The 12,738-nt window shown below is 47.2% G+C and carries 14 protein-coding genes and 1 other RNA gene; 13 read left to right on the plus strand and 2 right to left on the minus strand.

Annotated features, from left to right (window positions below; all coding sequences use genetic code 11):
• Positions 1 to 84 precede the first annotated feature (84 nt).
• The 6 genes from HOP45_RS18210 to HOP45_RS18235 all read left to right on the plus strand — a co-directional run bounded on the left by HOP45_RS18210 (position 85) and on the right by HOP45_RS18235 (position 6,044).
• Complete coding sequence (locus tag HOP45_RS18210) at positions 85 to 531, plus strand: Rrf2 family transcriptional regulator (RefSeq protein ID WP_181350812.1); 447 nt, start codon at positions 85 to 87, stop codon at positions 529 to 531.
• 32 nt (positions 532 to 563) lie between these two features.
• Positions 564 to 1,880: a purine/pyrimidine permease gene (locus tag HOP45_RS18215; protein WP_181350813.1), complete on the plus strand. Its 1,317-nt coding sequence runs from the start codon at positions 564 to 566 to the stop codon at positions 1,878 to 1,880.
• 14 nt (positions 1,881 to 1,894) lie between these two features.
• The gene (locus HOP45_RS18220) at positions 1,895 to 3,214 is read left to right on the plus strand and encodes a lysine N(6)-hydroxylase/L-ornithine N(5)-oxygenase family protein (RefSeq protein WP_181350814.1); all 1,320 of its coding nucleotides are present in this window, start codon (positions 1,895 to 1,897) and stop codon (positions 3,212 to 3,214) included.
• Positions 3,215 to 3,313: 99 nt separating this feature from the next.
• Positions 3,314 to 3,829 (plus strand): type 1 glutamine amidotransferase domain-containing protein, encoded by a 516-nt coding sequence (locus HOP45_RS18225; protein WP_219914675.1) that lies wholly within the window; start codon positions 3,314 to 3,316, stop codon positions 3,827 to 3,829.
• Between the two features lie 717 nt (positions 3,830 to 4,546).
• A complete protein-coding gene (locus HOP45_RS18230) occupies positions 4,547 to 5,317 on the plus strand; it encodes a DUF3891 family protein (RefSeq protein ID WP_181350815.1) in 771 nt (256 codons plus the stop codon).
• 241 nt (positions 5,318 to 5,558) lie between these two features.
• Positions 5,559 to 6,044, plus strand: a complete 486-nt coding sequence (locus HOP45_RS18235) for a GNAT family N-acetyltransferase (RefSeq protein WP_181350816.1) — start codon at positions 5,559 to 5,561, stop codon at positions 6,042 to 6,044.
• Positions 6,045 to 6,047: 3 nt separating this feature from the next.
• On the opposite strand, the gene HOP45_RS18240 is transcribed toward HOP45_RS18235, so the two are convergent.
• Positions 6,048 to 7,334 carry a glycoside hydrolase family 18 protein gene (locus tag HOP45_RS18240; RefSeq protein WP_181350817.1) on the minus strand — a complete coding sequence of 429 codons (1,287 nt, stop codon included), beginning with the start codon at positions 7,332 to 7,334 and terminating at the stop codon, positions 6,048 to 6,050.
• Positions 7,335 to 7,442: 108 nt separating this feature from the next.
• Between HOP45_RS18240 and tadA the strand changes: the two genes are divergently transcribed.
• From tadA to HOP45_RS18275, 7 genes are all read left to right on the plus strand, one after another.
• A complete protein-coding gene (tadA, locus tag HOP45_RS18245) occupies positions 7,443 to 7,931 on the plus strand; it encodes a tRNA adenosine(34) deaminase TadA (RefSeq protein ID WP_181350818.1) in 489 nt (162 codons plus the stop codon).
• 44 nt (positions 7,932 to 7,975) lie between these two features.
• Positions 7,976 to 8,241: signal recognition particle sRNA large type (ffs, locus tag HOP45_RS18250), an RNA gene on the plus strand.
• 172 nt (positions 8,242 to 8,413) lie between these two features.
• Entirely contained in the window at positions 8,414 to 10,117 is a 1,704-nt protein-coding gene (gene dnaX, locus HOP45_RS18255) for a DNA polymerase III subunit gamma/tau (RefSeq protein WP_181350819.1), read from the plus strand.
• A gap of 20 nt (positions 10,118 to 10,137) precedes the next feature.
• Positions 10,138 to 10,461, plus strand: a complete 324-nt coding sequence (locus HOP45_RS18260) for a YbaB/EbfC family nucleoid-associated protein (protein WP_181350820.1) — start codon at positions 10,138 to 10,140, stop codon at positions 10,459 to 10,461.
• Between the two features lie 11 nt (positions 10,462 to 10,472).
• Entirely contained in the window at positions 10,473 to 11,069 is a 597-nt protein-coding gene (gene recR, locus HOP45_RS18265; RefSeq protein ID WP_181350821.1) for a recombination mediator RecR, read from the plus strand.
• A 14-nt stretch (positions 11,070 to 11,083) separates the two neighbouring features.
• Complete coding sequence (locus HOP45_RS18270; RefSeq protein ID WP_181350822.1) at positions 11,084 to 11,299, plus strand: YaaL family protein; 216 nt, start codon at positions 11,084 to 11,086, stop codon at positions 11,297 to 11,299.
• Between the two features lie 67 nt (positions 11,300 to 11,366).
• Entirely contained in the window at positions 11,367 to 11,630 is a 264-nt protein-coding gene (locus HOP45_RS18275) for a pro-sigmaK processing inhibitor BofA family protein (RefSeq protein ID WP_181350823.1), read from the plus strand.
• A gap of 117 nt (positions 11,631 to 11,747) precedes the next feature.
• On the opposite strand, the gene HOP45_RS18280 is transcribed toward HOP45_RS18275, so the two are convergent.
• Positions 11,748 to 12,320 carry a DNA-3-methyladenine glycosylase I gene (locus HOP45_RS18280; RefSeq protein ID WP_181350824.1) on the minus strand — a complete coding sequence of 191 codons (573 nt, stop codon included), beginning with the start codon at positions 12,318 to 12,320 and terminating at the stop codon, positions 11,748 to 11,750.
• Between the last annotated feature and the right edge of the window lie 418 nt (positions 12,321 to 12,738).

Raw genomic sequence — 12,738 nt, forward strand, 5'->3', positions numbered from 1 at the left:
ACGTGAAACGTTCCAGGCGTGGTGGTTGACCCGACTGAAACTGAAGGCAGGTTAAAAGAGAAATTTGAAGAAGGAGTCTTCATTATGCGTTTAAAAAAATATACGGATTATGCTTTGAGGGTATTGATTTATGTAGGCTCTAAACCAGAAGGTGAATTATCCAGCATTAAGGAGATTTCAGATGTGTTCAACGTGTCTGAAAATCACTTAGGCAAAGTCGTAAACCAGTTGAATAAACACAACCTGGTTGAAACCATACGTGGTCGTGCAGGCGGTATTCGTATGGCGAAAAACCCAGCTTTCATCAATGTCGGAAGTGTGGTAAGAAAGATGGAAGACGACTTTACGATTCTGGAGTGCTTTGATGCAGATACGAATGCGTGTGTCATCACCGTATCCTGTAAATTAAAGCATGTATTAGGCGATGCACTGCAGGCATTTCTCGGGGTTCTGGATCAATATACGCTGGAAGATTTGCTCGAAAACCGCCTTGAACTGCAAGCGTTGATGGATACGACAGCACAAGAATAATAGATTTTTTAGTTAAGGCGGGGAATTTAGTCATGGGAGAGCGTCAGATAGCACGCACGGCTTTAGAAACGCTGCAATGGTTTGTGTTTCTCTTAGCAAGTGCCGTAGCGTTACCGATTGTAATTGGCTCGATCTTTGAATTGGATTTTTCTGAAACAGCCGGTTTGATGCAGCGAACATTTTTTGTGGTGGGCGTCACCACGTTTTTGCAAGGGTGGTTGGGTCATCGCCTTCCGATCATGGAAGGGCCGGCTGGCCTTTGGATCAGTATTTTTGCCGTAATGGCAGTAACAGGGGCTCAAGCAGGCCAAAGCGGCAGGGAAACCCTGCAAAGCCTGGAAGCGATGATGCTGTTAACAGGTGGTTTCCTTGCGGTGTTTGGCCTGTTCAAGCTGTCCCAAAAGGTGCTGTCTTTATTTACCCCGATGGTGACCGGGGCCTTTTTATTTCTGCTTACTGTACAATTGAGTGGAACGTTTCTAAGAGGCATGCTGGGAATCCAACAAGAAGTGGAAGGGATACATAGCAGCGAAGCCATGATTGCCTTTGGTACGTTCTTCCTCGTATTGGTGTTGTCCATTTTTGGAAAAGGGTGGCTGAAAGGGTATGCAGTTTTGATTGGCATCCTGGCTGGCTGGGTTTTCTATCGGATTGTGATAGGAGCGGAGCAAACAGGAGGTTCGGATGGAGTCCGCACGTTTGCCTCACCAGAGTGGCTGGCTTGGGGTGCGCCACAGTTTGACTGGAGTTTGCTTCCGATTGCTTTCATTACGGCTGTTATTCTTCTTTCAAATGTGGTGGCGTCTGTTGTCGCGGTGAGTCAGTCTTTACATGGTCGCCCGGCTTACCGTTTAGATCAGATCAATCGAGGCAGTGCGTTCTTAGGTGTGACGCACGGGATTTCGGGGATGTTTTCGGCGGTCGCAAATGTGCCGTTGGCTTCTTCGGCCGGTTTCGCAGATTTGACGGGCCAAAAACGAAAATCCCCTTTCATGTATGCGGCGCTTGTCATGACAGGTCTGGCTTTCTTCCCGCAACTGGTTGCCTTTATTTCAGGCATTCCGTCGCCTGTTGCTAACGCGGCTTTATTAGCGACATTCGTACAGTTAATGGGGCTTGGGCTGAGTAATATTGCCAGCGAAACCCTCGATCAGCGGAAATTGACAATTCTCTGTGTTTCGTTTTTGATAGGGATTGGCATAATGTTTTTACCAACCGAAGTGTTCCGCAATCTTCCCGCGCTTGTCCAAAATGTAGTGAGTAACGGGTTAATCGTGGGAACGGTATTGGTGATTGTTTTTGATCAAATGTGGAAAGAATCGAGAAGAGACCATACGGCAAGCCGGTAAGGAAGTGAGCATTAATGAAGGAAGACATTCACGATTTGATTGGGGTAGGAATCGGTCCGTTCAATTTGGGACTGGCCGCGTTGATAGATGGTACAGAAGATGTGGAAGCCATATTTTTTGAACAAGAATTAGAATTCGATTGGCATCCCGGGATGATGCTGGAGAAAATGAATTTACAGGTGCCGTTTCTGGCTGATTTGGTTACGTTCGCTGACCCGACCAGTCCTTACACGTATTTGAACTACTTGCACCATCAGAACCGCCTGTTTCCTTTCTTTTTCCATAGTGAATTCAAAGCGCCCCGTCAGGAATATAATGACTACCTCCAATGGGTCGCTGAAAGATTGAACGGGCTTTATTTCGGCCATGAGGTAGTTGATTTGATTGACCATGACGGGGAGGATCATCCCTATTATGAAGTGGTGGTTAAAAAACGTACGACCGGCGAGACTTTATCCTGGTTTTCCCGGCATGTGGTCATTGGCACCGGAAGTGACCCGCTCCTGATCAATGGGATGGAGCGGCTGCCTAATGAGGATGTTTTGCATACCAGCCGCTATTTGTTCGAACGGGAAAATTTATTGAAAGCGAAGCATGTCACAGTCGTCGGTTCCGGACAAAGTGCCGCCGAGGTATTTCTTGATTTATTGAAAGAGCAGGAAAGGCAAGACATGCATCTGTCGCTCTTGACCCGTTCAGGTGGTTTGTTTCAAATTGATACCGCTAAATTCGCCCAGGAGTTTTTCACTCCGGATTATGTAGATTATTTTTATTCACTTGATTACACACAACGGAAAGATACGCTTGATATATTGGACCCCTTGCGCAAAGGGATTGACCCCGACACGCTGAAGGAACTGTATGATACCTTATATCATAAATCGGTCGGGCACAAAGAGACGAATGTCAGGATCCAGCCGATGATCGATGTAGAGGACATCACGGCGCGTAATGGGAAGTATATTCTCACCTGTCACCAGTGGCAGGAAGGGAAGCGGTTTGACTATGAAACGGACAAAGTCGTGTTAGGAACAGGTTATCATCCGCATATCCCGCAATGGCTGATCGATCGCTTTGGTGATCAAGTCGAGTGGGAGGGGGAAGGAGATCTGAAGGTGTCACGGGATTACCGGTTAGTTTTCCAGGATAATCGAGACCATCACGTGTTTATGCTGACTGATCTTGTTCATTCACACGGCGCAGGTGCGACTAATTTGGGGCTGTCTGTTAACCGCAATGTGCATATCGTCAATTCGATTGCCGGGCGGGAAGTGTATGAGAACCAGCGTCAAAATGCGTTCCAACAGTTTTCAGCGAAGGATGAACACGAATGAATAACCTATTCTTTCCATACGTGAGGTTTATTGTCAGCTTGGCCTGGGAACAGGATGAGTGTGGAATGAACCTTAACCTTAAAAGGAGAGGATTAGATTATGAGTAAGATTGCATGTGTAATAACCGATTTATTTGAAGATGTCGAATATACCAGTCCAGCTGAGGCTTTAGAAAAAGCCGGTCATAATGTGGTCACCATTGAAAAAGAAGCGGACAAGCAAGTCTCTGGTAAACAGGGTGACGCTACTGTTCAAATTGATAAAGGGATCGACGATGTCAGTCCCGAAGACTTCGATGCCCTGTTAATTCCTGGTGGCTTTTCTCCTGATCAATTACGTGCAGATGAACGATTCGTGAAGTTCACGAAGCATTTCATGGATAAGAAAAAACCGGTTTTCGCTATCTGTCATGGTCCGCAGCTGTTGATCACGGCCAAAGCGCTTGAAGGCCGTTCAGCTACAGGCTTCACGTCCATTGCCGTCGACATGGAATATGCAGGTGTTGATTTCAAAGATCAAGAAGTGGTTGTTTGTCAGGATCAACTGGTTACAAGTCGTAATCCTAATGATCTGCCGGCCTTTAACCGCGAATCTTTGAAATTGCTTGAATCATAAAAGACAATAAACGCGCTCTCCGTAACCAGGGAGAGCGCGTTTATTTTTTTAGGCTATGTGAGGTGGTGTTAATAAGGGCCCCAGGTTATTCAATTATAGAGTAGTTATCTGGACAACTTGCATTCCGTGGAGTGATTGTGCCTCGTTTTTGCGATCATCCTCTCAATCAATAACTGGGATCTACATTATCCCTAAGGTAAGCGGCCTTGCTTGCTATGCGCTATAGAGTTCTCAGTGGTCGATTTTGGAGAACTGCATATCACTCCTCATATAGATCGGTCCGTTTTATCAATGAAAATGGGTTGGCTTGGAAACAAGGAGACTCCCGCGGGAAAAAGAGCTCGGCGAGACACCGCAGGGAGCGAAGCGAAGGAGGAGGCTTGCCGGTTCCCCGCAGGAAAGCGAGTTGTTTCCAAGGCAATCCAAGCCTCATACCCTAAAGGGCCTCGAATACCTCGATTTCAAGTTTTCCAACCAATAGAATTGGACAGTGAGAGAGTTAAAGTTAGAGTGCACCGCGGGAAAGTTGTCGTAATTTTTTGTAATCCTTATTCTGGTACGATGATAGAGAATGCCCTATAATTGGGTTAGCTGAATTGTGCCGGATTCGAGACGGATACGGTTATCTTGATACAGGGGTAGCGAGCCCTCACCCATACATATACCGTTAGCCTAACCAAACATACGGGCGATTTTATAGCAAAAAGGAGGGTCACTATGATCGTTAATAGACTAGAAGATGGTTTTGTATTGATTACGCAGCATCATCATGCACTGGCTTCAGGTACGATGGTAAGGAACTGGAAAGAAAAGTATTTGATTCGGTCGAAAGTGCGTGAAGAGGCGGATTGGGCGGTGGCTGAGCATGATCGTGCCTGGATCCCGTTGGATAGACATCCGCTTTGGAACGAGCGAAAAGAACAACCGTTTACGTTTGTGGATTATCCGTTAAAGGAAAAGCTGGCCGCCTATAAACGTGGGATTGATGAAGTAGAGCAGCGATCGGCTTATGCTGCGATTTTGTGCAGCAGTCATTACCAATCCTTTTTTTCTTCCGGTTCTCAGGACGCCGATATCAGACATTTTTTAGATCACGAGACGACCCGGCAGGAACGCTTGTTTCGAACGATGGAGATGAACCTGCCGCAAGATATTTATGATCTTCATTTCAAACGGCTGCAATTCTGTGATGACCTATCCCTTTATATTTGTGCCCAGCAACCCGGCGTAGCCAAAGAAGATGAGTTGCCGTGGTTCAAAGACGGATTCAGGCAGCACTTTGAATTTGCACCGGACGGTATGATTGCCCATTGGAAAGATGAGTCAACTGTCTCTGTAGATCCTTTTCCATTTGAACGCCCGATTGAAGTGAGCATCCCTTACTGTCAATTGGCTGTCGATGACATAGAATCCAAGGGTCTTCAAACCGCATGGGACGAGGCCGAGGTTGAGTATCGTCACATTGCGTTCGTGCGTCCGGGAGAGTAGTCCGCATGGCTTCTTTGGATCAATTTCCGGTCAGTGTATTACAAGGCCCTGATTATATGACGGTAGAACGGTTAGAGCAGCTCGCTGTGGAAACCTGGCCGTATTCCTTCAAAGGTTAGAGCACCAGGCGTCTTCCCAACGTAAACACCGTTTAGGGCTGGTTTATGAAGGTGAGCTGGAACGAGAAGCACGCCAAATTTTAGAGGAGCAGGGCTATCAATTAAATAAAGAGAGAATAATTGTGGAGAAGACAGACCTTCATTTGGAAACATCAGGCGAGGACCGCGTTCGTTTACAGCTCGTGTCGCGTGAACATGAACGAGAGTTTGTGGAGCTTTGGCAGCGCTGTCTCGCAGGCTATCCGGTCGATTCTAATGCTGAACAAGCCTTCAACAGTCTGCAGGCGGAACTTGGAGAATGTTATCTTGACTCGTGCTATCAAATTGTTGCCCGTGGCCAAGCGATCGGGGTAGTGCTCCCGCATATTGAACCTGGCACCGAAGCTGAAGGGCGCATATTCTTTCTCGGACTCGTCCCGGAAGCGAGAGGGAAGGGGTTTGGTCAATCCGCACACAAACAGGCCCTGAATTTACTTAAAAAGGCATTCAGGGCCGAAACGTGTATTGGGGTTACGGATATCGATAACCAGGCGATGCAGCGTATATTTGACCAAAATGGCATGACAGCGCGCGGGCGGCTGCAGGTTTATAGCAAAAAGCTGGTGTGAGCGTTATGTTTTTTCGATGTTAAAATTATTGTCAAGCAGCACCCAGTTTTGGGGGAAGGAGAGGCCGAGCTTCCAATAACTGATGCCTCGCAAACCTAACTCTTTGATCAGATCGAATTTGGCTTGAATCGACCGCGCGTCTTCAAACCATACTTCATGCTCATTGCCTGCTTCATCCGTATAGGTATAAAACGGCGCTTGCACTTCGGTGTCGTATTCAATCGGCACGTTATATTGCCGGGCTCGTTGGATCGCTTGCTGCGGACTGATGGCTTCTGCTGGTTCTCCCCCTTCTTCGTAAGGCAGTGTCCAGTCATAGCCGTACAAATTTTGACCTAACAAAATCTTATCGGCCGGCATTACCGTCAGAGCATAATCGACAACTTCGCGCACGGAATCAATCGGCGATACCGGAAGCGGCGGTCCACCGCTGTAGCCCCACTCATATGTCATTAAAACGACAAAGTCGGCTATTTCACCGTGTGCCTGATAATCATGGGCTTCGTACCATGCCCCTTCTTGCTGGGCACTCGTTTTAGGAGCCAGGGCAGTCGACATCAACAAGCCTTCATTGGCCAGACGCTGCTTTGCTTTTCTTAAAAACTGATTGTAACTTTCTCTCATGTCAGGCGGTAAATATTCCATGTCAAAGTGGACATCCCTGTATCCTCCGGACTGAGCTGTCTGAATGATGTTATCGAGCAGTGTATTTTGAAGGTTCTCATCCGACAAGATGGTGCGGCCTAACTCGTCACTGAAGCCGCCTTCCTCGAGGTTCGTCACGACGAGCATCAAGGAGGCATTGTTATTTTCGGCGCTCGCGGCAAAATCATCTAATGGAGGCGGGGCCAGTGAGCCATCGCTTTGTATCCTGTAGCTGAAAGGCGCAAGGTAGGTGAGGTATTGGGACCGGTTGCGCGCTGCTTCCACCAGATTTTCAGACACTTGGTCCCCATAGGGTTCAATGTAAGCATTCACTTCAGTATTGGTTTTCGGTGTGGGGGGAATATACAAGCGAAACCCTACTGGCAGCACACCATTTACCTGGATTTGATTGATTTGGGCTAACTCTTCTGCGGTCGTGCCAAATTTATTAGCAATGGAGTACAGGCTGTCTCCAGGCTGGACAAAATAAAATTGGCCGTCAATCGGAATAACTAGGGCCTGACCGACTACGAGATCGCCTGGTGTTTCAAGTTCGTTAGTGTCAATGATCGCTGAAGGCGTTGATTGATATAATTGCGCAATCGACGTAAGGTTCTCCCCGGATTGAACGACGTGGATTTGCATGCTATCACTCCTTTCCCGACTTCCCTCTGACAAGTTTATGAACCAAACAAACAGGTTATGATAAAGTATTCCAGCAGCCGTGGCCGGCAAAAATGGAGCGTGAATCAAATGACACAAGATGAGCATTATATGACCCTGGCAATCGAAGAGGCCCGCAAAGCCGAATCCGAGGGAGAAGTCCCGATCGGCGCGGTCATCGTCCATGAAGATGCCGTGATAGCTAGAAGTTTTAATCGACGGGAAGGAAGCCAGCGTACCGCTTCGCACGCCGAAATGATTGCGATTGAACACGCAAACGAGGTCATTTGCAGCTGGCGGCTGGAAGACTGCACGTTATACGTCACGTTAGAGCCTTGCCCGATGTGCGCCGGTGCGATTTTACAATCCCGGATTCCCAGGCTTGTCTTTGGAGCCTATGATCCCAAAGCAGGCTGTGCCGGTACGTTAATGAATATATTAGAAGATGACCGCTTCAATCATACCGTCGACGTTGAAGCCAACGTGCTCGGGGAAGATTGTGCCGAGATGCTGCGTGATTTCTTCCGTCAACTCAGGCTTCAAAAAAAACAAGCTAAATTCCCTCCTCATTCACAGTGATAAATGATTGCATTTTCGAGAGATAATCGCTATACTGGAATATGCCGTGCTAAGCGGGGAGGTAGCGGTGCCCTGTACTTGCAATCCGCTATAGCAAGGCCGAATCCCCGCTCGAGGTGATGTTGTTTCAAGGTCTGCCTCAAGGGAGTGGTGTTGACACCCAGGTCCCGCGCAATGGGAACCAGTGAATCCTGTCAGGTCCGGAAGGAAGCAGCAGTAAGCTGTCATTCCCGTGTGCCGCGGGAGCGCCTGGGTCGAGCCATCAACTTGGGTAACGCTTGGGGCAGCGTCATCGACAGCGGGTGCACGGCATACATAACCAACGGAAAAACTCACCTGGCATCAGGTGAGTTTTTCTTATAGGAAGAAACGTGCGCTCCAAACAGGACAGGAATTTAATGGCGAGAATGAAAGGGCTTAGGTTCACATTAACCCTTCCATTCAGGTATAATAGAGGGGACACTTTAAAAGGAGAACGTTCTATGAGCTATCAGGCTTTATATCGTGTATGGCGGCCGAAAAATTTTGAAGACGTAGTAGGACAATCGCATATTACGCGTACGCTGCAAAATGCGATTGAGCAGAATAAATTTTCTCATGCTTATTTATTCTCTGGGCCAAGAGGGACAGGGAAGACAAGTGCTGCGAAAATTTTTGCTAAAGCCGTGAACTGTGAACGCTCTCCTGGAAACGAGCCTTGTAATGAGTGCCCGGCCTGTCTTGGGATTCAAGACGGTTCGATTTCCGATGTGATCGAAATTGATGCAGCGTCAAATAACGGCGTTGAACAAATTCGGGAAATTCGTGACAAGGTGAAATATGCTCCGAGCGCCCTTGATTATAAGGTGTACATCGTTGATGAGGTTCATATGCTTTCCATCGGCGCCTTCAATGCCTTATTGAAGACGTTGGAAGAACCGCCCCAACATGTCATTTTCATCCTGGCTACTACAGAGCCCCATAAGATACCGTTGACGATCATTTCCCGGTGCCAGCGCTTTGATTTTAAACGCATCTCGCAACAGTCGATGGTTGATCAAATGGAGAAAATTGCGGGAGAAGAAGGCGTACAGGTGGCACGTGGGGCATTAGAAGTCGTGGCGCTCGCAGCTGAAGGTGGTATGCGGGACGCGTTAAGTCTGCTCGACCAAGCCATTTCTTACAGCGAAGATGAAGTAACCTTGGACGATGTGCTGGCTGTAACCGGCTCTGTTTCCCAACAGAAACTCGCAGCTATCTTGCAAGCCCTGCGTGCTCAAGATGTTAAGGAAGCGCTGCAGCAAGTGGATGTGTTGATTCAGCACGGCAAGGATATCGGTCGTTTTGTTTTTGATATGATCTATTATTTGCGAGACGTATTATTGTATCAGAGCACGCCTGGCCTTGAGCAAAATTTAGAGCGCGCATTGCCTGACGAGCAGTTTAAATCGTTGACTGAGACGTTGTCTGCCCAATGGATTCAGCAAGCCATTCAGGAACTTAACCAATGTCAGCGTGAGATGAAATGGACGACGAGTCCGAAAGTGTTCATTGAGATTGCGCTCTTGAACATTGCTGATCTCAAGAAGGAAGCTGCCGGAGATTCAGGCGCTGTCGAACAGCTCACCCGAAAAATAGACGAGCTTGAGCGTGAAATGAAGCAACTCAAACAGCATCCGCCTGCGGCTAAGGAACAACCAGCTTCTGCTTCTCAGCCAAAACGGTCCCAGCAGCGGAACAATAAAAATGGTTATAAAGTCCCTTATGAACGCATTCGCCAAGTATTAAGCGCAGCTTCAAAAGAAGAAATCAAAAAGGTTCAAGATCAATGGGCCAACTTTATGGAATCCTTGAAGCGGAACAATGCTCCGGCCCATGCCACATTATTGAACAGTAAACCGAGAGCTGCTTCTGAAAATGGGCTGGTACTTGCTTTCCGTTACGATATCCATTGTTCACTGGCCATGGACCATCAACAAACAATCGAGCCATTGCTTGCGGAATATATCGGAAAACATGTTACCATTATACCGATACCCGAACCGAAGTGGCAGGAAGTTCGGGAAGAATACATCCGTAAGCAAAACGAAGGCGAAGAACCCGACGCTGAATCTGAAGGTCAAAAAGAGGAAGAGGACGAAGAAGATCCGTTGATTTCTGAAGCCCGTAAGCTTGCCGGAGACGATCGCATTACAATACATGATTGATTTTAAAGGAGGAATCGCCCATGCGTGGTGGCGGAGGAATGAATAAGAACAATATGATGAAACAAATGCAGAAGATGCAAAAGAAAATGGAGCAAGCTCAAGAAGAACTGTATGAGATGACCTTTGAAGCAACAGCTGGCGGCGGCATGGTTAAAGTCGTTGCAAACGGAAAAAAGGAATTAACAGATGTCGAGGTTAATGAAGAAGTTGTCGACCCCGAAGATGTTGAAATGCTCCAGGACTTGATTCTTGCAGCGACGAACGATGCTTTGAAGCAAGTGGACGACAAAACGAACGAAACTATGGGTGAATTTACCAAAGGTATGCCTGGAGGTATGTTCTAGGAGGCGTTTGAATGTATTATCCTGAACCGATTTCCAAGCTGATTGATAGTTTTACAAAGCTGCCAGGGATTGGCCCGAAGACGGCTGTTCGCCTGGCTTTTTTCGTGCTGGAAATGGAAGAAGACGATGTCCTGGATTTTGCAAAATCATTAGTGAGCGCTAAGCGCGAGCTGACGCATTGTTCGACTTGCGGCAACATCACGGACCAAGATCCTTGCTCGATTTGCCAGGATGATTCACGAGACAATAAGCTGATTTGCGTGGTGCAAGATCCCAAGGATGTAATTGCCATGGAAAAGATGAAAGAATTCAGCGGCAAGTATCATGTGCTGCACGGTGCCATTTCACCAATGGATGGCATCGGACCAGAGGACATCAACGTAGCCAGTCTTATCAACCGTTTGAAAGATGAAGGTGTCGAGGAATTGATACTGGCGACGAACCCAAATGTTGAGGGGGAAGCGACTGCCATGTACATTTCCCGTCTGGTCAAGCCTTCAGGAATTCGAATCACACGTATCGCCCATGGCTTACCGATGGGCGGCGATTTGGAGTATGCCGATGAAGTGACCCTCTCGAAAGCTATGGAAGGGCGAAGAGAACTATAGGAGTGGTGGCAGTCATGGTCAGGAAAAGAAAGATTAAAAAAGACATTGATCAGCAGTTATTGCGGGACATTCAGCATTTGAGACAGGAATGGGCCACTTTGAACAACATCATCCAGCATAGCGTCGAGCCCACCGAAGAGGGGTTGAAGGACCTTAATTTGACGAAAGCGAAGTACTTTTATTTGTTAAGGGAAGCGAGGAAGCGCAACATTAATGCTCTTTCGGGATAGGGTTGTACTATCTCTGTGAAACGCATCATAGGATTGTAGTACATGATCGTCACAGGGAGGTTATACGTTGGATCCGATTTTAATTATTCTTATTCTGGCTTTAGCAATTCCCTTTTTACTAGTGGTCGGTATGCCGGCCCACCCGGTGCGCTGGTTAGGACAAGCTGCCTCCAGGGTCGTGATCGGAGTGCTGCTCCTTTTCTTCCTTAATGTGCTGGGAGCAGGGTTCGGGCTGCATGTTCCGATTAATGTATTTACTGCCGTGGTCTCAGGCATCCTTGGCCTGCCAGGTATATTGTCCTTATCAGCCCTGCACTTGTGGGTGATTTAACCCGAAAAAAGAAAATGAAGTGCGAGATGACCCCGACAGCTAGCCTGTGAGGGGTTTGGTTTTTGCTATTTCGCGCCACAACCTAAGTGAAAAACCGCCCTTTTGAGGCAAGGGCGGTTACTTTACGTTCTCGGTATGGTAAGGACACGTGGTGAGGTGGTCATCAATTACACCGATAGCCTGCAGATAGGAATAGACAATGACAGGACCGACAAACTTAAATCCGCGCTTTTTTAAATCTTTGCTTATTTTTTCAGAAAGTTCGTCCTTGGCTGGTATAGCCGACATATTTTCGTGATGGCTGATGATGCGCTTATGGTCTGTAAACTGCCAGATATAATCGGATAAACTGCCGAACTCCTGTTGGATACGCTGCGCGGCTAATGCATTGGACTTCACCGCTTTTATTTTCTGAGGATGGCGGACCACCTCACCCGTTTCCAGAATATGTTCAAGGTCGGATTCCGAGAGAGCGGCACATTGCTCAATGTCAAAATTGTAAAATGCGCGCCGGTAACCCTCACGCTTATGCAATATTGTTTTCCAAGAAAGGCCTGCTTGAGCCCCTTCCAAATTGATCATTTCAAATAAATAAGTATCATCATGGCTGGGCCGTCCCCATTCTGTATTGTGATAATGGATCATAGTCGCGTCTGATTTGGCCCATGGACATATTGAATCTTCCGTCATTGGCGGCAGCCTCCTCTTTTGTATGTTAAATCGGATGAACCCTCTTAATTATCATATCTGTCTTCAGCTTGTCCCACAAATCCTTGAGCTTCACATCATTCATTCAGACACGTTACGTTTCCCAAAAACGAATCAAATGATATTGCTGAGTCCGCTAGAATAGGGGGAATTCATTCCGAAGATTTAATGGACCCAGAAAAATATAAAAAACATGTTGCAAACGTTTTTCAGGCATGGTAAATTATTAAATGTCGCATTAAGAGAGACGCGGCGGAACGCAAAAATCCATGAAAAAGTTGTTGACTTAAACAGCCCACCATGGTATATTGATTAAGTCGCTGTTTTGAAGCGGCCAACGCATTTTCGATCTTTGAAAACTGAACAAACCAACCAGTACGTCAATTCAGTTTCTTCTATA

It is taken from the genome of Thalassobacillus sp. CUG 92003 (assembly GCF_013618635.1).
GTDB lineage: Bacteria > Bacillota > Bacilli > Bacillales > Halobacillaceae > CUG-92003.